18 protein-coding genes are annotated in these 22,310 nt (G+C 36.2%); 17 read left to right on the forward strand and 1 reads right to left on the reverse strand.

What is annotated here, in order from left to right; genetic code table 11:
• Window positions 1–119: 119 nt before the first annotated feature.
• A complete protein-coding gene (locus tag OGZ34_RS07915) occupies window positions 120–629 on the forward strand; it encodes a DUF4920 domain-containing protein (protein WP_263362679.1) in 510 nt (169 codons plus the stop codon).
• A gap of 343 nt (window positions 630–972) precedes the next feature.
• The gene (locus tag OGZ34_RS07920; protein ID WP_263362680.1) at window positions 973–1,386 is read left to right on the forward strand and encodes a phosphatase PAP2 family protein; all 414 of its coding nucleotides are present in this window, start codon (window positions 973–975) and stop codon (window positions 1,384–1,386) included.
• 434 nt (window positions 1,387–1,820) lie between these two features.
• Here OGZ34_RS07920 and OGZ34_RS07925 read toward each other — a convergent pair whose 3' ends face one another.
• Window positions 1,821–2,210, reverse strand: coding sequence for an SPOR domain-containing protein (locus OGZ34_RS07925; RefSeq protein WP_173964117.1), 390 nt, complete (start codon window positions 2,208–2,210; stop codon window positions 1,821–1,823).
• A gap of 219 nt (window positions 2,211–2,429) precedes the next feature.
• On the opposite strand from OGZ34_RS07925, the gene OGZ34_RS07930 reads away from it, so the two are divergent.
• The 15 genes from OGZ34_RS07930 to ruvB all read left to right on the forward strand — a co-directional run bounded on the left by OGZ34_RS07930 (window position 2,430) and on the right by ruvB (window position 22,300).
• A complete protein-coding gene (locus OGZ34_RS07930; RefSeq protein ID WP_173964116.1) occupies window positions 2,430–3,761 on the forward strand; it encodes a c-type cytochrome in 1,332 nt (443 codons plus the stop codon).
• Window positions 3,762–3,793: 32 nt separating this feature from the next.
• The gene (locus OGZ34_RS07935) at window positions 3,794–6,853 is read left to right on the forward strand and encodes a TAT-variant-translocated molybdopterin oxidoreductase (RefSeq protein WP_263362681.1); all 3,060 of its coding nucleotides are present in this window, start codon (window positions 3,794–3,796) and stop codon (window positions 6,851–6,853) included.
• 33 nt (window positions 6,854–6,886) lie between these two features.
• Window positions 6,887–8,290, forward strand: a complete 1,404-nt coding sequence (gene nrfD, locus OGZ34_RS07940; RefSeq protein WP_173964114.1) for an NrfD/PsrC family molybdoenzyme membrane anchor subunit — start codon at window positions 6,887–6,889, stop codon at window positions 8,288–8,290.
• Window positions 8,283–8,807 carry a DUF3341 domain-containing protein gene (locus tag OGZ34_RS07945; RefSeq protein WP_017498155.1) on the forward strand — a complete coding sequence of 175 codons (525 nt, stop codon included), beginning with the start codon at window positions 8,283–8,285 and terminating at the stop codon, window positions 8,805–8,807. Before nrfD ends, OGZ34_RS07945 begins: the two co-directional genes overlap by 8 nt.
• A gap of 8 nt (window positions 8,808–8,815) precedes the next feature.
• The gene (locus tag OGZ34_RS07950) at window positions 8,816–9,361 is read left to right on the forward strand and encodes a c-type cytochrome (RefSeq protein WP_173964113.1); all 546 of its coding nucleotides are present in this window, start codon (window positions 8,816–8,818) and stop codon (window positions 9,359–9,361) included.
• A gap of 27 nt (window positions 9,362–9,388) precedes the next feature.
• Entirely contained in the window at window positions 9,389–10,909 is a 1,521-nt protein-coding gene (locus OGZ34_RS07955; RefSeq protein ID WP_173964112.1) for a cation-translocating P-type ATPase, read from the forward strand.
• A gap of 19 nt (window positions 10,910–10,928) precedes the next feature.
• Window positions 10,929–12,122: a cytochrome c oxidase subunit II gene (locus tag OGZ34_RS07960; RefSeq protein WP_173964111.1), complete on the forward strand. Its 1,194-nt coding sequence runs from the start codon at window positions 10,929–10,931 to the stop codon at window positions 12,120–12,122.
• A gap of 30 nt (window positions 12,123–12,152) precedes the next feature.
• Window positions 12,153–13,955: a cytochrome c oxidase subunit I gene (locus OGZ34_RS07965; RefSeq protein ID WP_173964110.1), complete on the forward strand. Its 1,803-nt coding sequence runs from the start codon at window positions 12,153–12,155 to the stop codon at window positions 13,953–13,955.
• Between the two features lie 345 nt (window positions 13,956–14,300).
• On the forward strand, window positions 14,301–16,928 hold the full coding sequence (gene mprF / locus OGZ34_RS07970; protein WP_263362682.1) for a bifunctional lysylphosphatidylglycerol flippase/synthetase MprF: 2,628 nt from the start codon (window positions 14,301–14,303) through the stop codon (window positions 16,926–16,928).
• A 50-nt stretch (window positions 16,929–16,978) separates the two neighbouring features.
• On the forward strand, window positions 16,979–17,599 hold the full coding sequence (locus OGZ34_RS07975) for a DUF998 domain-containing protein (protein WP_173964108.1): 621 nt from the start codon (window positions 16,979–16,981) through the stop codon (window positions 17,597–17,599).
• A gap of 28 nt (window positions 17,600–17,627) precedes the next feature.
• The gene (locus OGZ34_RS07980; RefSeq protein ID WP_263362683.1) at window positions 17,628–19,058 is read left to right on the forward strand and encodes an AcvB/VirJ family lysyl-phosphatidylglycerol hydrolase; all 1,431 of its coding nucleotides are present in this window, start codon (window positions 17,628–17,630) and stop codon (window positions 19,056–19,058) included.
• 178 nt (window positions 19,059–19,236) lie between these two features.
• The gene (locus OGZ34_RS07985; protein WP_263362684.1) at window positions 19,237–20,073 is read left to right on the forward strand and encodes an alpha/beta fold hydrolase; all 837 of its coding nucleotides are present in this window, start codon (window positions 19,237–19,239) and stop codon (window positions 20,071–20,073) included.
• A gap of 1 nt (window position 20,074) precedes the next feature.
• The gene (locus OGZ34_RS07990) at window positions 20,075–20,569 is read left to right on the forward strand and encodes an RNA polymerase sigma factor (protein ID WP_173964105.1); all 495 of its coding nucleotides are present in this window, start codon (window positions 20,075–20,077) and stop codon (window positions 20,567–20,569) included.
• Window positions 20,556–21,125: a hypothetical protein gene (locus tag OGZ34_RS07995; protein WP_263362685.1), complete on the forward strand. Its 570-nt coding sequence runs from the start codon at window positions 20,556–20,558 to the stop codon at window positions 21,123–21,125. Before OGZ34_RS07990 ends, OGZ34_RS07995 begins: the two co-directional genes overlap by 14 nt.
• Before the next feature lie 152 nt (window positions 21,126–21,277).
• Entirely contained in the window at window positions 21,278–22,300 is a 1,023-nt protein-coding gene (gene ruvB, locus OGZ34_RS08000) for a Holliday junction branch migration DNA helicase RuvB (RefSeq protein WP_017498167.1), read from the forward strand.
• Window positions 22,301–22,310 lie beyond the last annotated feature (10 nt).

Here is a 22,310-nt window from a genome sequence, read left to right on the forward strand (position 1 = left end):
CCAACGAGAGTTGGGACTTTTTTTATATAGATATTCTTAAGAAAGCATGAAATTTCTGAATTAAATAATATTTCGTTTATTTCAATTTTAATGCTATTTTTGGTTAAAAATATTTGATTATGAGACAATTTATATATGCGGTCGCTCTTTCTTTGAGTTTTTCTACAATCTCTTTTTCGCAGGAAGCAGTTGAAAAGAGTGCGCCACCTGCGGGGAATGCCGTAGTAGGAGATTATTATGGTGCCGATGTTTCTAAGGCTTCGGAAACTAAAGCGATCACGGTCGAGAAGTTAAAAAGTGAATTAGAAAAGACTCGTAAAGCTGAAAAAATCTCGGTAAAAGGAGTGGTAACCGATGTGTGTCCGAAAAAAGGCTGCTGGGTTACTGTGAAAACAGAAGATGGTTCTCCGTTTTTTGTAAAAATGAAAGACTATGCTTTTTTTGTGCCAACAGCATTAAAAGGAAAGAGCATTGTACTGGAAGGTACTGCCGAGAAGAAAATTACTTCTGTCGAAGAGTTGAAGCATTATGCTAAAGATGCCAAAAAAACAAAAGCGGAAATAGATGCGATCACCAAGCCAAAAGAAGAAATACGATTTATGGCGGATGGAATTAAAGTGGTCAATTAATACGGCTTTTTGATTTATAATTCGATATTTAGATTTTAAAGTCCCAACGAAAGTTGGGACTTTTTTATTGGGTAAATCTCAAACGGAAATTACAGATTAGGGTGAAGGCGGTAGGGATGAAATTCTAGAGATTGGTTGTTATTGTGTTTGTATTCATAAAATGAAACAGAAAGACAGAATATTTATGAGGGTTTTGTTTGGTGAAATTGATTTATTTGTAGGATTATTTTTTTATTTTTATAATGTTGGATGTATCTGTATTGATTGTATATTTTGTATTAGACTGAAACTATTTCATGTTATGACCGGTTTTTGGGGTAGATGATTCAAGTTCGGGAGGGCTGTGTATAAGTTTACAAATGTGGAGGAGATGAGAATGGTGATGCTGGATTTGCTGCACGGCTATCTTTCTGATGAAGTAATGCCAAATAGTTTGTTGCTGTTGACTCCGTTTCCTGAACTAGTTTATGATACTTTCAAATTTGATTTGGAGTGCGCCAGAAGAGTATCAAAATCTAAAGATCAGATTCGTTTTTTGCAGGTGGTTGGTGATGCCGCTTTGTCTTTTCCGCATGCGGTCAGATTGTTTGAGGCTGTTTTAGGAATTGATATCGATGAGCTGCTTGCGCCAAAGTTGTATGTGCTTATGCGTCGGGTGATGACAGATGAAGGATTGTTTGCGTATACGGCAAAGAATTTTTGCAATCACGAACGGCCTTTTATGGTGAACAAACAAAAAAAAAACTGCACTCCTTAAAAGGAAGAAGTTTTGTGAATAGTCGGGTTTTTTCCGTCAGGACATGTTGCGGTAGGCTGGGCATGGGCTTTGGTATTCAGTGAAATCTTTCCCTGATAGAGAAGGGGGATTCTTGAACGTGGATATGATTTTGGCGAAAGTTGGGTGGTTTGTGACGCATACTGGTATAGAGATGTCGTGAAAGGCAAGGAATTGGGAAAGGCAGCTTTGGATTGTCTTCGTGCCAATGCAGCTTTCAATACCGATTTAGAGTTGGCTAGGGAAGAAGTATTCCGGCTTTAGAAACAAGGAAAGCTTAGGGGTAATACTTCTTTCAAAGAGGCTTAATTAACTTGTAGAACGGATGTTTTTGAAGCTGGATAAGGGGTGTAAAAAAAGGCAATTTCGATTGTGAAATTGCCTTTTTTTTGTGCTATTTTGTTTTGAATCGGAGATTACTTCCCGGGCTTTAGAAGAAACACGCTTTTGTATCTCTTTTTGATGTCTGCCAGGTTCTTTTCAGCTTCTATTCGGGTCTTGAAATTGCCTACAATTACTTTATAGTTGGGAGTATTGAAGATTATGGTCCCGTCTATAGTGTTGTATTCTCTTTTGAAATCCGATAACGTTTTCTTTGCTTCTTCGCTTTTACCGCTGAAGATTTGGATTTTGTAAGTATCGTTTGTACTTATTGCTGTGTTAATTTTGCGTTTGTCGTTCAATAATTGCTCGAATTTAGGATCCTGATTTAGTGTTAAATTTTGATCCTGAGCATGAATATTATAAGCTAAAGTGAACATTGTTAGGGTGAAGAAAACTCTTTTTGAAGGGGTTAAAATTCTCATAATGTGATGGTTTTTGAGCAAAAATACTATTTAAAATTAGTATGTGAAAATTTGATATTATTTAGAATTGATATAAATTGATATTTAAGACTATTTTAAGGTTTTGAGAATAACACATAAGTCGTATTTTTGTGCAAGTTTTAAAAGAAGGTATTAGTTTTTCGTTGATTTACTACAGAAAAAATCATACCAAAAATTAGTAGATAATTATTATACTATATGAAAAAGGTGGGTAACCATAATTCGATCTCAAGAAAATTGCTGCTTAGCTTATCGCTAACGCTGCTTTTCTCCCTAACTTCATTTGCTCAAGATCCTGCTGCTCCTGCGGCGCCTGAAGCTGCTGCTCCGGCTGCAACTGCTGGTGGTGATCCGGTAAAAGGGAAAGAACTTTTTAATGCAAATTGCGCTGCATGTCACAAATTAGATGCCAAATCAACAGGTCCTGCTTTACGAGGAGTTGCTGCAAAGCATGACGTAGCCTGGATCTACAAATGGGTTCACAACAGTTCTGACATGATTAAGTCAGGTGATCCTGTAGCAGTAAAACTTTTTGAAGAAAACAACAAGTCAGTAATGACTTCTTTTCCTCAATTATCAACAGGGGATATTGACAATATTCTTGCGTATACTTCTGAAGTAAAAGCTGAACCGGCGGTTGCTGCTGGTGGGGCTGCAACTCCTCCTGGAACAAATGTAGACGGTGGAGGTATTTCTAATAATATTATTTTAGGTGCGCTTGCACTTGTAATGGCTATCTTGGTAGTGATGTTGTTCATGGTGAACAAAGTGTTGACTAAAGTAGCACGTAATAATGGTATTGAAGTTGCTCCTAAAGAAGCTTCAACTCCAATCTGGAAAGCATTTGCCAGAAACCAATTCTTGGTATTGGTGACTGCAATATTCTTGCTATTGGCAAGTGGATATTTCGTTTACGGATATCTAATGCAGGTTGGTGTGGATCAAAACTACGAGCCAATTCAGCCAATTCACTATTCTCATAAGATTCACGCTGGTGATAACGAAATCAATTGTAAATATTGCCACTCTGCTGCTCGTGTGAGTAAAACTGCTGGTATTCCATCTTTGAATGTTTGTATGAACTGTCATAAAAACATCTCTGAAGTTGCTGAAACTACTGCTACTCCTGAGTATAGCAAAGCGTTTTACGATGCTCAAATCCAAAAGTTATATGATGCTGTTGGTTGGGATAAAGCGAAACAAGCTTATACCGGAAAAACACAGCCAGTAAAATGGGTTCGTATTCATAACTTGCCTGATTTTGTTTACTTCAATCACTCTCAACACGTTACTGTTGGAGGTATTGAATGTCAAACTTGTCACGGTCCTGTGGAGGAATTTGAAATCATGAAGCAATACTCTAAGTTAACAATGGGATGGTGTGTTGATTGCCATAGAAAAACTGATGTTAAGATGGAAGGAAATGCTTACTATGATAAAATTCATGCTGAACTTTCTAAAAAATACGGTGTAGAGAAATTGACTGCAGCGCAAATGGGAGGTTTAGAATGCGGTAAATGCCACTATTAATCGAATTATTAAGATTTTAATATTTATATACAATGTCATCAAACAAAAAATACTGGAAAAGTGTTGAAGAACTAGAAAATAGTTCTATTGTTGAGGCGCTTAGAAATAACGAGTTTGTTGAAGAGATTCCTACAGATGAATTCTTAGGGAATGCAGATGCTTTAGCTTCATCTGGAACTTCACGTCGTGACTTTTTAAAGTACGTAGGATTTAGTACTGCGGCAGTTACACTTGCTGCGTGTGAAGGTCCTGTGCACAAGTCTATCCCTTATGTTTTACAACCAGAGCAAATCATTCCTGGTGTTGCAGATTACTATGCAACTACTGTATTTGATGGTTTTGATTTTGCTAATCTTTTGGTAAAAACTCGTGAGGGTCGTCCAATTAAAATTGAAAACAATACAATCGCTGGTGCTAAATTTGCAGCTAATGCGAGAATTCACGCATCTATCTTAGGATTGTATGATAGCGCTCGTTTAAAAGAGCCAAAAGTAGATGGTAAACAAGCTACTTGGTCAGCTGTTGATTTAAAAATTAAATCAAGTTTAGCTGAAGCAAAAGCTAAAAACCAACAAGTTGTATTATTAACGAATACACTTGCAAGTCCATCTACTGAAAAATTAATCGCTGAATTTATTGCTAAAAATCCAAATGCTAAGCATGTTGTTTATGATGCAGTTTCTTCATCTGAGGCTTTAGATGCTTTCCAAGCTGTATATGGTCAAAGAGCTTTAGTTGATTATGATTTTTCAAAATCTAATTTAATTGTATCTGTTGGAGCTGATTTCTTAGGAGACTGGCAAGGTGGTGGGTACGATAGTGGATATGCAAAAGGACGTATTCCACAAAACGGAAAAATGTCCCGTCATTTCCAATTCGAATCAAATATGACATTATCCGGAGCAGCTGCTGATAAGCGTGTTCCAATGACTACTGCTGTTCAAAAACAGGCTTTAGTTCAAATATATAACATTATTGCGGGTGCTTCTGTTCCTGTTACTTTAGATGCTGCTTCTAAAGCTGAAGTAGTGAAAGCTGCTCAACAATTAAAAGCTGCCGGATCTAAAGGGGTTCTGGTATCCGGAATCGAAGATAAAAACGCTCAGTTATTAGTTTTAGCTATCAATCAAATTTTGGCGAGTGAAGCTTATACTACTGCAGGAGCAAGACAAATTAGAAAAGGATCGAATGCTGTTGTTTCTCAATTAATTAAAGATCTGAATGCTGGAAGTGTTCATACTTTAATTATGAGTGGAGTTAATCCTGTTTACACTTTAGCTGATTCATCTGCTTTTGCTTCAGGATTGAAAAAAGTGAAAACATCTGTTGCTTTTTCATTAAAAGAAGATGAAACTGCTTCAATTGTTACTGTTGCTGCTCCGGCTCCTCATTATTTAGAGTCTTGGGGTGATGTAGAAATAACAAGCGGAACTTATAGCTTAACGCAACCAACGATTCGCCCTATATTCAATACCAAACAATTTCAGGATGTTTTATTGTCATTAAATGGTGCCGGAGGTACTTTTTATGATTATTTAAAAGCTAATTCTTCAGCATTTACTGCAGGATCTTCTTGGAACAAAGTATTACACGATGGTGTTGCAGTAGTTGGATCTTCTGCATTGTCTGGAGGTGCTGTTGATGCTGCTACCGCTGCAAATGCACTTGCAAAATCTAAAGCAGCTGGTGATTTCGAGTTAGTATTATATACTAAAACCGGATTAGGAGATGGGCAACATGCTAATAACCCTTGGTTACAAGAGTTCCCGGATCCAATTACCAGAGTTTCATGGGATAACTATGTTACTGTTTCTAATGCTGATGCTAAGAAATTAGGATTGTCTAATGAAATCGTTGCTAACGGTGGTTTGAACGGAAGTTATGCTACTATTACTACTGCTGACGGGTTTAAATTAGAAAATGTACCGGTAATTGTTCAGCCAGGACAAGCTGTTGGTACAGTTGGTTTAGCAGTTGGTTACGGTCGTAAAGCAGCTTTAAAAGAAGAAATGCAGGTAGGTTTAAATGCTTACGCTTTATATAAAAATTTCAATAGTGTTCAGTCTGTTTCTATTGCGAAAGCAAATGGAGAGCATGAGTTTGCTTGTGTTCAGGGACAAAAAACATTAATGGGTAGAGGAGATATCATTAAAGAAACTACCCTTGATGTATTTAACAAAGAAAATGCTGAACATTGGAATCCACAGCCAATGGTATCTTTAGATCACCAGGAAGTTAAAGCTACAACAGTAGATTTATGGGAATCATTTGATCGTTCAACAGGACATCACTTTAACCTTTCTATCGACTTAAATGCTTGTACAGGTTGTGGAGCATGTGTTATTGCTTGTCACGCAGAGAACAACGTTCCTGTTGTTGGTAAAGCAGAGGTAAGAAGAAGCCGTGATATGCACTGGTTGCGTATTGACAGGTATTATTCTTCTGAAAGCACTTTTGAAGGTGATAACGAAAGAAAAGAAAATATTGCAGGTTTGTCAAGTTCATTATCTACATTTAATGAAATGGAAAAACCTGGAGACAATCCACAGGTTGCATTCCAACCAGTAATGTGTCAGCACTGTAACCACGCACCGTGTGAAACAGTTTGTCCGGTTGCTGCAACATCTCACGGTCGTCAAGGTCAAAACCACATGGCATACAACAGATGTGTTGGTACTCGTTATTGTGCAAACAACTGTCCATATAAAGTACGTCGTTTCAACTGGTTCTTGTACAACAAAAACAGTGAATTCGATTATCACATGAATGATGATTTAGGTCGTATGGTATTAAACCCAGACGTAAACGTTCGTTCTCGTGGAGTTATGGAAAAATGTTCATTCTGTATTCAAAGTACACAAGCTGTTATTCTTCAGGCAAAACGTGAAGGTAGAGTTGTGGCAAAAGATGAGTTTAACAATGCCTGCGCTTGTTCTGCAGCTTGTTCATCAGGAGCTATGGTGTTTGGAGATGTAAATGATAAAGAAAGCGAAGTTGCTAAGTTAGCAGAAAGCGAAAGAATGTATCATTTATTAGAGCATGTTGGTACAAAACCGAACGTTTTCTATCATGTAAAAGTTAGAAATACTTAGTAAAATTATTAATTAGAAACAATATAAAGGATTATGTCGTCTCACTACGAAGCACCCATTAGAAAACCTTTAGTTATAGGTGATAAATCTTATCACGATGTAACAGTAGATGTAGCTGCACCTGTTGAGGGGCCTGCAAACAAACAATGGTGGATTGTATTTTCAATCGCATTAATAGCCTTCCTTTGGGGGTTAGGTTGTATAATTTACACTGTATCTACAGGTATCGGAACATGGGGATTAAATAAAACAGTTGGTTGGGCCTGGGATATCACGAACTTCGTTTGGTGGGTTGGTATTGGTCACGCCGGAACATTAATTTCTGCGGTATTATTACTTTTCCGTCAGCGTTGGAGAATGGCTATTAACCGTTCTGCTGAAGCGATGACTATCTTCTCAGTAGTTCAGGCAGGTTTATTTCCAATTATTCACATGGGGCGTCCATGGTTGGCATACTGGGTTTTACCTATTCCAAATCAGTTTGGATCTTTATGGGTAAACTTTAACTCGCCATTACTTTGGGACGTATTTGCAATTTCAACGTATCTTTCAGTATCATTGGTTTTCTGGTGGACTGGTTTATTACCTGACTTTGCAATGCTACGTGACAGAGCAATAACACCTTTCAATAAAAGAGTTTATTCTATCCTAAGTTTTGGATGGAGCGGTAGAGCAAAAGACTGGCAACGTTTTGAAGAAGTATCTTTAGTACTTGCAGGTTTAGCTACTCCACTTGTACTTTCTGTACACACTATTGTATCGATGGACTTTGCTACTTCGGTAATCCCGGGATGGCATACTACGATTTTCCCTCCGTACTTCGTTGCAGGAGCGGTATTCTCAGGATTTGCAATGGTAAATACCTTGTTGATCGTAATGAGAAAAGTGTCTAACTTAGAAGCTTATATTACACTACAACATATTGAGTTAATGAATATTGTAATCATGATTACAGGTTCTATCGTAGGGGTAGCGTATATCACTGAGTTATTCGTAGCTTGGTACTCAGGTGTAGAGTATGAGCAATATGCGTTCTTAAACAGAGCTACCGGACCTTACTGGTGGGCATATTGGTCGATGATGACTTGTAACGTTTTCTCTCCACAGTTCATGTGGTTCAAAAAACTAAGAACAAGTATCATGTTCTCCTTTATTATTTCGATTGTAGTAAACATCGGAATGTGGTTTGAAAGATTCGTAATTATTGTTACTTCTTTACATAGAGATTACCTTCCATCTTCTTGGACAATGTTCTCACCAACATTTGTTGATATTGGAATTTTCATCGGAACGATTGGTTTCTTCTTCGTATTGTTTTTATTGTACTCAAGAACATTCCCTGTAATTGCTCAGGCAGAGGTGAAAACAATTTTGAAAGGAACTGGAGATAATTATATTAGAGAAAGAGCAGCAAATAAAGATTCACACCATGAGTAATAAAGTAATATACGCCATTTATAATGACGATGATATTTTGATGGATGCAGTAAAGAAAACCAGAGCTGCTCATCATCATATTGAAGAGGTTTTTACTCCATTCCCAGTTCACGGATTGGATAAAGCTATGGGCTTAGCACCAACAAGATTAGCAATTTGTGCATTTTTATACGGATGTGTTGGTATTTCTGTTGCAACATTCATGATGAGTTATATCATGATTCATGACTGGCCTCAGGATATTGGTGGAAAGCCAAGTTTCAGTTTCATTCAAAATATGCCATCTTTTGTGCCAATTATGTTTGAGATGACTGTATTTTTTGCTGCCCACTTAATGGTTATCACTTTTTATATGAGAAGTAGATTATGGCCATTCAAACAAGCTGAAAATCCTGATGTAAGAACAACAGACGACCATTTCTTAATGGAAGTTGCTGTAAATGATAACGAAGCAGAACTAGTTTCTTTTTTCGAAGGTACAGGAGCTGTTGAAGTTAAAGTAATTGAAAAGAATTAATTGTAGCTATGAAAAGGATATATAAAATAACACTTTTAGTTGGTATAACTATTTTAGTTTCATCTTGCCACAATAATTCGGCACCAAACTATCAGTATTTCCCAAATATGTATGAATCTGTTGCTTACGAGCCATACACAGAAGCAAAAATATTTAAAGGAGGAAAAGAAGGACAACTTCCTGTAGAAGGAACTATCAATAGAGGTTTTGAACCTTACGAATATGAAAATTCAACTGCGGGTTATGAATTGGCGAAAGCCAATTTAAAATCGCCTTTGAGTGAAGCAGATAGAAATTCTGGAAAAGGTAAAGAACTTTTCGAAATTTACTGTATCAGCTGCCATGGTGCAACTGGAAACGGTAAAGGTAAATTGGTTGAAAGAGAAAAATTTCTTGGAGTACCTAGCTACAAAGACAGAGTTATCACTGAAGGAAGTATCTTTCACGTTGAAACTTATGGTTTAAACGCAATGGGTTCACATGCAAATCAATTAAGTGCCCACGAACGTTGGTTAGTTGCTGACTATGTTCTAAAACTAAAAAGCCAATTATAATTGTTGAACAAACTGATCGTAATAGATATGTATACATTTTCAAGTAAATTAAAAACTTTTTCTATCATCCTAATGGTTCTTGGCCTATTAGGAATTGGGTATGGTTTTTTAAGTGCACCTAAAGATATTCAAGAAGTTGAAAAAATACTAGCTGCAGATGCTCATGGTTCTCATGGTGCTGCACATGGTGAAGCTGCCGAAGCTTCTCATGAAACTGCAGGTCATGAAGCTAAAGAAGCTTCACATGAAGGTGCTGCGCATGCAGAAGCTCCAGCAGTTTCTCATGATACAGCAGTAGCTTCACATGATTCACTTAAAGGTGCTGCGCACGCAGAAACTCCAGCAGTTTCTCATGAAGCTGCAAAAGCTTCACATGATTCACACGAAGGTGGAGAGCATGCGAAAGTTGATGCCGCAGGTGAACATGAAAAACATTTGGAGCATGTATTGCACCAATTGCAAAACAAACCATGGTCAGCATTATATGTTGCTTGTATTTTCTTTTTACTACTTTCTATGGGAGTTTTAGCATTCTATGCTATTCAACAAGTTGCTCAGGCAGGTTGGTCTCCGGTATTGTTTAGAGTAATGCAGGGAATCACAGCTTACTTACCAGCTGGTTCTGTTATATTCTTTATCATTTTAGTACTTTGCGGATTGCATTTTAACCACATCTTTGTATGGTTAGGAGAAGGAGTTACAGATCCAAAACACGCTAACTATGACGCTATCATTGCTGGAAAAGCAGGTTACCTGAACTTTCCATTCTGGATCATCAGAGCAGCAATCTTCTTAATAGGATGGAACTTATACCGTCACTATTCAGCAAAAAACTGTTTGGCTCAGGATGAAGCTAATGATGACCTATACTACAAAAAGAACTTTAAGTTATCTGCAGGTTTCTTAGTTTTCTTCATCGTATCTGAGTCTATTATGTCTTGGGACTGGATTATGTCATTTGATCCACACTGGTTCAGTACATTGTTCGGATGGTATGTTTTTGCTTCTTTCTTTGTAAGTGGTATCACTTCAATCGCATTAGTAACAATCTACTTGAAATCTAAAGGATATTTAGAGTATGTAAATACAAGCCACATTCACGATTTAGCTAAATTCATGTTTGGTATCAGTGTTTTCTGGACATACTTATGGTTCTCACAGTTTATGTTGATCTGGTATGCTAATATTCCTGAAGAGGTTACTTACTTTGTAACCAGAATTCAATTATACAACTTACCATTTTTTGGAGCTGTAGTTATGAACTTTGTGTTCCCATTATTAATATTGATCAATACAGACTTCAAACGTCTTAGCTGGGTTATTGTAATGGCCGGTGTAGTGATCTTGTTAGGACACTATGTTGATTTCTTTAATATGATTATGCCAGGTACAGTTGGAGATAAATGGTTTATTGGAGTTCCTGAAATTGCCTCTATTCTTTTCTTCTTAGGATTGTTTATTTTTGTAGTGTTTACTGCATTAGCTAAAGCTCCTTTGTTAGCAAAAAGAAATCCTTTCATTGAAGAAAGTAAACATTTTCATTATTAATATTTAAAGAAGTAAACAGATGACAAGTTTGTTGGTAATTATAGTTTTAGTTTTATTAGCAGTTGCTTTGTGGCAATTGACCAAGATATTTGATCTTACTCAGGTAGGATCTTCTTCGGACGATTCTCAGGTTGCATCGGATAATGATAATAATGTTCAGGGATATATCATGTTTGGCTTTTTGGCATTCATTTATATCTTTACGATTTATGGTTTACTAAAATGGGGTGGTTTAGCACTTCATACTCCTGCTTCAGAGCACGGACTTTTAGTAGATAATTTAATGAATATTACTTGGGTTTTAATTTTTGTAGTTCAATTTATTACACAAGGATTATTATACTGGTTCTCTTTTAAAAACAGAGGAAATAAAGATAAAAAAGCTTTATTCTTTGCTGATAGTAATAAATTAGAAGCAATCTGGAGTATTATTCCATCTGTAGTGTTGGCTTGTTTGATCCTTTACGGATTGTACGCTTGGAACAACATTATGTTTGTGGATAAAGACGAAGATGTAATCGAAATCGAATTATACGCACAACAATTTAAATGGACAGCAAGATATGCTGGTCAGGATAATGTTTTAGGAAAGGCAAACGTTCGTTTAATCGAAGGTATCAACACATTAGGAGTTGATATGTCTGACCCTAACGCTCAGGACGATATTATTGTTTCTGAATTGCATATTCCAAAAGGTAAAAAAGTACATTTCAAAATGCGTTCTCAGGACGTATTACACTCAGCTTACATGCCTCACTTTAGAGCGCAAATGAACTGTGTTCCTGGAATGGTTACTGAATTTGCTTTTATTCCAACGTATACAACTTCTGAATACAGAGAATTACCATTTATGGTAGAAAAAGTTGCACACATCAACAAACTTAGAGCTGAAAAAAGCGTTGAGTTAGTTGCTAAAGGAGGAACAGCTTTAGATCCTTATACATTTGACTATTTATTATTATGTAATAAAATTTGTGGAGCTTCTCACTACAACATGCAAATGAAAGTAGTTGTGGATACTCCGGAAGAGTATAAAAAATGGTTAAGCGAAAAAACTACATTAGCTCAGGATATTAAAGCCGCTGCTGCTGCAGATGCTGAAAAAAAGGCTGGTGAAGAAGCAAAAGCGAGCACTGATAGTACAGCTAAAGATACTGTGAAAGCAGTTATCGATACGGTTAAGGCAGTTGTAGCTAAAGTGGCTATGAAATAATATTATTAAGAAAATTTAAAGTACACATATATGTCAGCAGAAGCGCACGGTCACGATCACGGACACGATCACGAGCACGAACATCATCATAAAGACACGTTCATTACTAAATATATTTTTAGTATTGATCACAAAATGATTGCTAAGCAATATTTAATTACCGGTATCATTATGGGTATTATTGGTATTGCAATGTCTTTGCTTTTCAGAATGCAATTGGCTTGGCCAGAAGAGTCTTTCAAAATCTTTAATGTTTTATTAGGAGATAAATTTGCACCTGATGGTGTAATGGCAAATGATATTTATTTGGCCTTAGTTACAATTCACGGTACCATCATGGTATTCTTTGTACTGACGGCCGGTTTGAGCGGAACCTTTAGTAATTTATTGATTCCACTTCAAATTGGAGCGCGAGATATGGCTTCCGGATTTATGAATATGATTTCATACTGGTTGTTTTTCGTATCTGCTGTAATAATGTTATGTTCATTATTTGTTGAAGCTGGACCAGCATCTGCGGGTTGGACAATTTACCCTCCATTAAGTGCTTTACCTCAAGCAATTCCAGGTTCTGGAACAGGTATGACTTTATGGTTAGTTTCGATGGCTATCTTTATTGCATCTTCTTTAATGGGATCTTTAAACTACATTGTAACAGTAATCAACCTTAGAACTAAAGGAATGTCTATGACAAGACTTCCATTAACAATCTGGACATTTTTCGTAACAGCTATCATTGGTGTTATTTCATTCCCTGTATTGTTGTCTGCTGCTTTATTATTGATCTTTGACAGAAGTTTTGGTACTTCATTCTTCTTATCTGATATCTATATTGCCGGAGAAGTTTTACACTACCAAGGAGGTTCTCCTGTATTGTTCGAACACTTATTCTGGTTTTTAGGACACCCTGAGGTTTATATTGTAATCTTACCTGCAATGGGACTTGTTTCTGAAATTATGGCTACGAATTCTCGTAAACCAATTTTTGGATACAGAGCGATGATCATGTCGGTTCTTGCAATTGCATTTTTATCTACGATTGTTTGGGGTCATCACATGTTTATTTCAGGTATGAATCCTTTCTTAGGATCTGTATTTACCTTCACTACTTTATTGATTGCAATTCCATCTGCTGTAAAAGCGTTCAACTGGATTACAACTTTATGGAAAGGTAACTTACAATTCAACCCTGCAATGTTATTCTCTATCGGAATGGTTTCTACTTTCATTACTGGAGGTTTAACTGGAATTATTTTAGGAGACAGTACTTTAGATATTAACGTTCACGATACTTACTTCGTAATTGCTCACTTTCACTTAGTAATGGGTATCTCTGCACTTTACGGAATGTTTGCTGGTATTTACCACTGGTTCCCAAAAATGTACGGTAGAATGTTGAATAAAAACTTAGGTTACATTCACTTTTGGATAACAGCTGTTTGTGCTTACGGAGTTTTCTTCCCAATGCACTTTATTGGATTAGCTGGTTTACCAAGACGTTACTATACAAACACGAACTTCCCATTATTTGATGATTTACAAAATGTGAATGTTTTGATTACAACATTTGCTCTTGTAGGAGGTGCGTTCCAATTGGTATTCTTATACAACTTCTTTAGTAGTATTTTCTATGGTAAGAAAGCTGTTCAGAATCCATGGAAATCAACAACATTAGAGTGGACTACTCCGGTAGAACATATCCACGGTAACTGGCCAGGTGAAATTCCTCATGTATATCGTTGGCCTTATGACTACAGTAACCCAAATCACGATGTAGATTTTGTACCGCAAAATGTACCAATGAAAGAAGGTGAAGAAGTTTTACACCACTAAAAATATTTTAAAAGACTGTCTGTAAAGACAGTCTTTTTTGTTTATACAAGTTTCTGATAATGAAATTTTCGACCATTTAGTTGATCGATTATAATGCTGCGTTCAACTTTTCAATTGGATAGCTACAGTTTTGAAAGTCTTGTTTTATATGTTCTATGATAGTATGTTCGCATAGTTTCTGATGTGGATGTACCGGTTCTGGATTTTTCATTGGTTAACAGTTTAATCGATCTGGATATATAAAGTGAGAAAAATAGTATTGTAAGGATTTGAGCGATAGATAATTGTCGTATATTTATAGAGAAGTTGGTTTGATTTTTCATAAGTAAATTATCCCCCAATAACATGAAGGTACTACTGATTCCTAATACATTTTTGAGTTTTTTTAAAGACCGAAAAGGAGTTTCTTTTTTGCGTGAAAACGATAAGATTATTAGACAGTCTATATTCACTGTCTTTTTTATTGGAATCGGGATCTGGTTTATTAAACATGAGCGATCTGAGCTGGGAGAAGTTCAAAACGCCATTGCCAATGCCAGTTTTTTTTGGGTTTTGTCCGGAGTTGCTCTCGCTTTTATTTATGTATCACTTCAGGGATTAATGTATTTTGCCTCCTTTAAAGCGGTTCAGAGTGAAATATCTTTTAAGCAGGCCGTGATTTTATTTTTGAAACGAAACTTTGTCAGCGTTTTTTTACCGGCAGGTGGAATTTCTTCTTTGGCCTTTTTTACAAAATCAATTGAAAAGAGTGGAGTAAAACCAACTAAAATTCATTTTGCTTCCATCGTATATGGTTTTGTGGGGATACTTTCGGTTATCATTGTTGCCATTCCGGCTTTGATGTACTCTTTGTTTCAGGGAACTGCCGGATCTGGAGAATGGTATGCGTTGGGTGCTGTCATTATCTTAAGTTTAAGTATGTTTTTTATTTACGATTCGATTCTGAAAAAAGGAGCATTATACCGTTTGATCATTAAGTTTCTCCCCTCTGCGGTGGTTTTTCTGGATGATTTACAACAGAACGAAATCGTAAAGAAGAATTTTTTGGAAGTCGTCTTTTATTCTGTTCTCATTGAGTTTGTCGGTATAGCTCATTTGTATATTGCAATGATTGCTTTGGGCTTTACACCTTCACTTCCTGCCGCTTTAATGGGCTATATTATTTCGGTTATATTTTTGATCGTTTCCCCCTTTCTCCGTGGGCTTGGTGCTATCGAAATTTCGATGAGTTTTATATTGGTACAATTTGGCTTTGATAGCGTAAGTGCGATAGCTATTACTTTTTTATATCGTTTCTTTGAATTTTGGATTCCATTGTTGGCCGGGGCATTCATTTTTGCATTCAATGCTAATAAATTATTGATGCGTGTTGTGCCTTCTTTTTTGCTTTTTGTTTTGGGATTAGTAAACATAGTATCCGTTTTAACTCCGGCTATCTCAGAACGTTTACACATTTTGAAAAATATTATCCCTGTTTCGGCTATTAAAGCCTCGAATTATTTTGTGATAACGGCTGGCTTATTTATGCTGGTGAATGCTGCTTTTATGCTAAAGGGGCTCCGTAATGCCTGGTGGTCTGCTGTTTTTTTAACCACTATTTCAATCATCGGGCACCTTACCAAAGCGATCGATTATGAAGAAGCTGTAATTGCACTGATTGTACTCGTTAGTTTAATTATTACCCGAAAAGAATATTATATAAAAAGTAACTCCCATTTGCAAAGCATTGGACTAAAAACGGTTTTAATTAGCATTGCAGCAGTTTTATTGTATGGGATCCTGGGATTCTATTTTCTGGATAAAAAACATTTTGGTATTGACTTTCATTGGCAGGAATCCATAAAATATGCACTGCAAAACTTTTTTTTGATCGGGAGTTCAGACTTGGTACCGCTTGACAGATTTGCAAGACACTTTTTACTATCGATCAACATCTGTGGTTTTTTATCAATTGCATTTCTAGTTTTTGCTTTAATACGGCCTTACACCATAAAAAAAGAAGCGGTTGAAGATGATTTTTTGTTGGCATCCGAGCTTTTGAAACAGTATGGTACTTCTTCTTTGGATTATTTTAAAACCTATGATGATAAAAACATCTTTATCGCTGAAAGTAAAAAATCTTTTCTGGCGTATCGCGTGGCCGATAATTTTGCTGTAGTCTTGGAAAACCCCGTAGCGACATCAGTAGATGAAATCAAACAATGTATAATCGAATTTGATGTTTATTGTTACGAGAACGGCTTAAGAAGCATTTATTATCGGGTACCGGAAGACAACCTAGAATTGTTTGCTTCACTGCACAAAAAAAACTTATTTATCGGACAGGAAGCTGTTGTCGATCTGTCTGTATTTACAATGGAAGGAGGAGCCAAAAAATCATTGCGTAATGCGATCAGTAAAGTCAAAGAGAAAGGCTTTCAAACAACAATTCATACCGCACCCGTAAAAGACGGATTGCTGCAAAAAATAAAAGCAGTAAGTGATGAGTGGCTCGTGAGCACCGGGAGAAGTGAAATTGTTTTTTCGCAAGGCAGATTTGAGTGGGAAGAACTCAAACAGCAAACCATTATTACAGTAGAGAATGCCGAAGAGAAAATAGTAGCCTTTTTAAATGTCATTCCTGATTTTGCCAAAGGTGAAGGGACTTATGATTTGATTCGCAAAACAAATGATGCCCCAAACGGTATCATAGATTTTATACTTTTGGAACTTTTCGCTTATTTAAAATCTCAGGGCTGCACTTCTGTTAATTTAGGATTGGCGGCAATGAGTGGAATTGAAGATGCAGATACCTTTCCTAAAAAATCTATGAAGTTTGCTTATGAAAGAATAAAATATTTTGCGCACTACAAAGGGTTGCGGGATTTTAAAGAAAAATTCTCTCCCGTATGGTACAACAAATACTTAGTTTATACACATGATTATGATTTATTACAAGCTCCATTAGTTTTAAACAAAGTAGTAAAGCCATAAATGAGAATATGAAATCGAGGAGAATAGGGCGGGTAAATTGGATTAGGATCATGGCAATAGTCTGTATTATTACCTGTATTTCTGATTTTATGGTGTTATTTTTATTAGGAAGATATTATCGGGGATATAGTCAGTTACAGAATACCATTAGTACTTTGGGAGCAACAGTGAGTCCGGTTTCAGGAGCAATTTCGATATGGTGGATAGTAATTGGGATCGTATTTATTTTTTTTGGAGTCATTTTTAAAAGGGCGTTTGATGAAGACCGTATAGAAGTAATGATTGCTTCTTTACTAATTATAGTCTACGGGTTAGGAGAGGGGATTGGCTCGGGGTTATTTAAAGCAGACCTAATAGACGGCAAAAAGTCACTTTCATATCTTTTACACAATATTGTTGGTGGTATAGGAATTGTTGCTGCTTTGTTGTTGCCTTTAATGATGTGTAAAGTAATTTCAAAAGAGAATAATCCTCGTTTTTATTATTTTTCGTGGATCGTTTTTATCATTGGAAGTATTACCATGTTATTATTTGATATTCATTTCTCTTCGGATACAGGGGCTTTAATAGCTTCGTACAAAGGGTTGTGGCAAAGACTTTTTTTGCTGAATCTTTATGTTTATTTTATTTCAGTTTCGATCATAATGTATAATAAGAGTACTATAGTTTAAGATTCCGTAATGTTAAAAAATAATTCAAATGAACAAAATCATAACACTTCTTCTATCGGTTTTTATTTTTAGTACTAATGCTTTTGCTTTAACAGCAGACACTATAAGGATTGGAGCATTTGGTAAAATCATGATATATAAACCTAAAAAAGAACCAACTGCGGTTGTATTGTTTGTCTCAGGGGACGGGGGATGGAATAGTGGTGTTGTTGAAATGGCTAAAAATATTGTCGATCAGGGTGCTGTGGTAGCGGGTATTGATATTCAACATTATTTTAAGGAAATAAAAAAAGAAAAATCAAAATGCTATTACCCAGCAGGAGATTTTGAAGAGCTTAGTCTGTTGCTGCAAAAAAAGATAAAGATGAAACAATATCTAAAGCCAATATTGGCCGGATATTCTTCAGGAGCAACTTTAATCTATGGAATGCTGGCTCAAGCGCCTGCCAATACTTTTAGCGGAGCCATTGCCTTAGGTTTCTGTCCTGATATAGAGACGGACAGGACTTTATGTGATGGTACAGGATTGACTTCACATGTTTTAAAAGAAGGGAAAGCTTATTTTCTTGAAAAAACAGAAAAATTATCGGCTCCTTTTATAGTGCTTCAGGGAACTACAGATCAAGTTTGTAATTATGCCGACACAAAAAAATATATGGAAGGCATGAAGCAGGGAAAATTAATTACATTGCTCAAAGTGGGACATGGATTTTCTGTTACTAAAAATTGGTTACCACAGTTTATTGATGCGTTCAGGGAAATTTTAAATACACCAACCTATAGCGAGCAGAAATCACAACAAAACTCCCTGCTTAAAGAGCAGCATTTGACACCTTTGCCTTTTGAAATGCCGTTAACATTGATTCCGACAAAAAATAAAGACGAAGCTTTGCCTATTGCCTTTTTAATTTCTGGGGATGGAGGATGGACAAGTTTTGACCAATCTGTTGGTGAAGCTTTGGCAGAGAAGGGAATTGCAGTAATAGGATTGGATGCCCAGAAGTATTTTTGGAATGCAAAAACTCCTGGCGAGACTTCGAATGCAATAGCTAAGGCTGTTGAACATTATTTACAACAATGGGATAGAAAAACATTTATACTTGCGGGGTATTCCTTTGGAGCTTCTGTAATTCCATTTGCTGCGGGTAATTTTTCAGAAGCATTAAAAGAAAAATTAAAAGGGCTGTATTTATTGTCTCCCGATGTGAAAGCAGATTTTGAAATTCATATTGCAGACATGCTGAGTATGGAAAGTTCAAATGATACTTATGATGTGATTTCTGAAACAAAAAAAGTTAAATCCTATAATCCGATTTGCTTTTTTGGAGATGAAGAAGATGCTGCAACCCGCAACAAGTTTTCAGAATCGGGGATTAAAACAATTGAGTTGCCAGGCTCACACCATTACAATAATGACTATAATAAAGTTGCAGAAAGTATTCTGAAAGAAATCAAATAAAGTAGGGATTTTAAAAACGAAACAAAACGAGTCCTTTTGTTAAGCAAAAGGATAGCTAAATATTGTTTTAAGTTGTTGGTTTTTAGGTGTTTGGAAATAATTTTAAAAAAAAGTATTTTTTGAGGTAACAAATAGTATAGCAGTGCATCAAAAGAGAAACTTTAAAAAATTAAACATTATGAAAACTAAATCAATTTTACTTGTCGTGTTAATGCTTCTTATTTCAAAATCTGTTTTTTCTCAAACTGCCTTTAAGGTTGATGTAAAAGGTAAAGGAGTACCTGTGTTATTATTTCCTGGTTTTGGCTGTACAGGAGAAGTGTGGAATGAAACCGTAGCCGAACTATCTAAAAATTACGAATGCCACATTTTTACTTTCGCAGGATTTGGTAATGTTCCTCCAATTGAAAGCCCATGGTTTTCTACAATAAAGGATCAAATTATTTCCTATGTAAAGACCAAAAAGCTAAAGAAAGCGACATTAATTGGTCACAGTCTGGGAGGGACTTTAAGTTTGTGGCTGGCCTCTGAAGAAACCAATTTGTTCAAAAAAGTGATTATCGTTGATGCCTTACCCGCAAGTGCAGCTTTAATGATTCCCAATTACAAAGGAGAAGTTATTCCGCATGACAATCCGCAAAGCAAAATGATGCTGGCTATGGATCAAAAGACATTCAATGCCATGAATTCTCAGACAACTTCATACATGTGCCTGAACAAAGAAAAGCAAAAAACAATCAACGAGTGGATGAATGTTGCGGACAGAAAAACTTATGTATACGGTTATATTGATATGCTTAATTTAGATTTACGCAAAGAAATAGCCAAAATTAAAATTCCGGTAGTAATTTTAGCAGCAACAAATCCGGATCTTGCTACAGTACAAAAAACGTATACCGCTCAATATGAAAACCTGCCGTCTGTTAAAATTTATTACGCAGCAAACTCAGCTCATTTTGTAATGTATGATCAACCGGAGTGGTTTATGGAAAAAGTAAAATCAGAAATAAAGTAGGGTGATTAAAAGAGAACAATTTAACGAGATATACAACAAACATTACAATAAAGTGTTTCGTTTGTGCAAGGGTTATTTTTGTGGAGATGTTGCATTAGCATCAGATGCAGCTCAGGAAATTTTCATAAAAGTATGGGAAAATTTAGATACATTCCGAAATGAATCGAGTATTAGTACCTGGATTTATAGGATTACAGTAAATACATGTCTTCTCTATTTACGCAAATCTTCTTCCAGGAAAGAAATCAGGGCAGATGTTCTTCCTCAGGTTGCTTCAGAAACCTATTCAAACGAAAAAGAAGAACAACTTCAGCAAATGTATCAATGTATACAAAAGCTTGAAGAGACCAACAAAATGATCATTCTGATGACCTTAGACGGTATAGAATATCCGGAAATATCAGAAGTAATCGGGATAACCGAAGAAACACTTCGGGTTAGAATCCATCGAATAAAAAAAAGTTTAACGCAATGTGTACAAAATGAAAACATTTGAAGAATTACAAAATATTTGGGATCAGCAAGCAGAATCCAATACAAAACCAGCTGCCACTGATATTATTAACAAAGCGGAGGCGCATACAAAAAAAATTAAACGCAACCATTTTTGGACCAGAGCAATTTTGAGTTTAACTTCGATCATACTCATCTCTTATTATATTTGGGTAGGGGCATATAAGCAAACATTATTTAGTTTTGGATTGGGGATTATGATTACAATGCTCGTATTTCGTATCGTTTTAGAGTGGATTAGTGCAGAAAAATTAGAGCATTTAAAAACGGATGTTCCTTTAATTGAATACGGTAAACAGGCACAGCAGTTTTATCAATGGAGAAAAAAAATCCACTATATTTTTACCCCCATAATTTACCTGACCTATATTGCCGGTTTTACCTTCCTTTTACCCATTTTTAAAGAAAATTTCTCCAGAGGCTTTTATCTTTATATTGTATGTAGTGGTTTTGGTTTTTTACTGTTTTTTGGAGTAATGTTGGTAAGAATCATTAAGAAGGAAGTAAAGCTCTTAGACTTCTTAAAAAACATTTCTTAAAAAGAGTATTGGAAATCAAATGGCGGATAACATCGGGTTGTTCGCCATTAATCCGACAAAGGAATGTTATAGAGTATAGAGTATAGAATTTGGAATTTTTTATTTGAAATTTAACTGTTTTACAAACTGATTTCTTTGTCTATCTTTGTAAAATGAATGAAAACTTAGATCCCACCACAAAAGGATACAATCCGGAAGAATTAGATCTTGAAAAAAGATTGCGTCCGCTGTCATTTGATGATTTTGCAGGACAAGATCAGGTTTTAGAGAACCTAAAGATTTTTGTTGCTGCGGCTAATCAGCGTGGTGAAGCACTCGATCATGCCCTTTTTCACGGGCCTCCGGGATTAGGTAAAACTACTTTGGCAAATATCCTGGCCAATGAGCTTGAAGTGGGAATTAAAATTACTTCGGGACCCGTTCTGGATAAACCGGGAGATCTGGCAGGATTGCTTACCAATCTTGACGAAAGAGATGTTCTGTTTATTGATGAGATCCATCGTTTGAGTCCTATTGTCGAAGAATATTTATACTCGGCTATGGAGGATTTCAAAATAGATATTATGATTGAATCCGGTCCGAATGCCAGAACAGTGCAAATCAATCTGAATCCTTTTACTCTGATAGGAGCTACAACGCGTTCGGGATTATTGACGGCTCCAATGCGGGCCCGTTTTGGAATTTCATCTCGTTTACAATATTACACCACCGAACTTTTGACGACGATTGTCGAAAGAAGTTCTTCTATACTTAAAATGCCCATTTCATTAGATGCTGCTATCGAAATAGCCGGCAGAAGCCGTGGGACGCCTCGTATTGCGAATGCATTATTGCGAAGAGTTCGTGATTTTGCACAAATAAAGGGGAATGGAACTATAGACATCGAAATTGCACGTTATGCCCTAAAAGCTCTAAATGTCGATGCGCACGGATTGGATGAAATGGATAATAAAATTCTGTTGACCATCATTAATAAATTTAAAGGAGGACCGGTAGGGCTTTCTACTTTGGCGACCGCTGTCTCTGAGAGCAGTGAAACCATTGAAGAAGTCTACGAACCCTTTTTAATTCAGGAAGGATTCATTATGCGTACTCCACGCGGACGTGAGGTCACAGATAAAGCGTATAAACATTTAGGAAAAATAAACACCAACATTCAGGGCGGATTGTTTTAATCCTGTTAGA

The sequence above is a fragment of the Flavobacterium collinsii genome (assembly GCF_946903285.1).
Taxonomy (GTDB): Bacteria; Bacteroidota; Bacteroidia; order Flavobacteriales; family Flavobacteriaceae; genus Flavobacterium; species Flavobacterium collinsii.

Excerpts from the sequence above, each read along its gene's own strand:
- OGZ34_RS07915 (WP_263362679.1), top strand. The coding sequence starts at position 120 with ATGAGACAATTTATATATGCGGTCGCTCTTTCTTTGAGTTTTTCTACA.
- OGZ34_RS07925 (WP_173964117.1), bottom strand. The coding sequence starts at position 2,210 with ATGAGAATTTTAACCCCTTCAAAAAGAGTTTTCTTCACCCTAACAATG.
- OGZ34_RS07930 (WP_173964116.1), top strand. The coding sequence starts at position 2,430 with ATGAAAAAGGTGGGTAACCATAATTCGATCTCAAGAAAATTGCTGCTT.
- OGZ34_RS07935 (WP_263362681.1), top strand. The coding sequence starts at position 3,794 with ATGTCATCAAACAAAAAATACTGGAAAAGTGTTGAAGAACTAGAAAAT.
- nrfD (WP_173964114.1), top strand. The coding sequence starts at position 6,887 with ATGTCGTCTCACTACGAAGCACCCATTAGAAAACCTTTAGTTATAGGT.
- OGZ34_RS07945 (WP_017498155.1), top strand. The coding sequence starts at position 8,283 with ATGAGTAATAAAGTAATATACGCCATTTATAATGACGATGATATTTTG.
- OGZ34_RS07950 (WP_173964113.1), top strand. The coding sequence starts at position 8,816 with ATGAAAAGGATATATAAAATAACACTTTTAGTTGGTATAACTATTTTA.
- OGZ34_RS07955 (WP_173964112.1), top strand. The coding sequence starts at position 9,389 with ATGTATACATTTTCAAGTAAATTAAAAACTTTTTCTATCATCCTAATG.
- OGZ34_RS07960 (WP_173964111.1), top strand. The coding sequence starts at position 10,929 with ATGACAAGTTTGTTGGTAATTATAGTTTTAGTTTTATTAGCAGTTGCT.
- OGZ34_RS07965 (WP_173964110.1), top strand. The coding sequence starts at position 12,153 with ATGTCAGCAGAAGCGCACGGTCACGATCACGGACACGATCACGAGCAC.
- mprF (WP_263362682.1), top strand. The coding sequence starts at position 14,301 with ATGAAGGTACTACTGATTCCTAATACATTTTTGAGTTTTTTTAAAGAC.
- OGZ34_RS07975 (WP_173964108.1), top strand. The coding sequence starts at position 16,979 with ATGGCAATAGTCTGTATTATTACCTGTATTTCTGATTTTATGGTGTTA.
- OGZ34_RS07980 (WP_263362683.1), top strand. The coding sequence starts at position 17,628 with ATGAACAAAATCATAACACTTCTTCTATCGGTTTTTATTTTTAGTACT.
- OGZ34_RS07985 (WP_263362684.1), top strand. The coding sequence starts at position 19,237 with ATGAAAACTAAATCAATTTTACTTGTCGTGTTAATGCTTCTTATTTCA.
- OGZ34_RS07995 (WP_263362685.1), top strand. The coding sequence starts at position 20,556 with ATGAAAACATTTGAAGAATTACAAAATATTTGGGATCAGCAAGCAGAA.
- ruvB (WP_017498167.1), top strand. The coding sequence starts at position 21,278 with ATGAATGAAAACTTAGATCCCACCACAAAAGGATACAATCCGGAAGAA.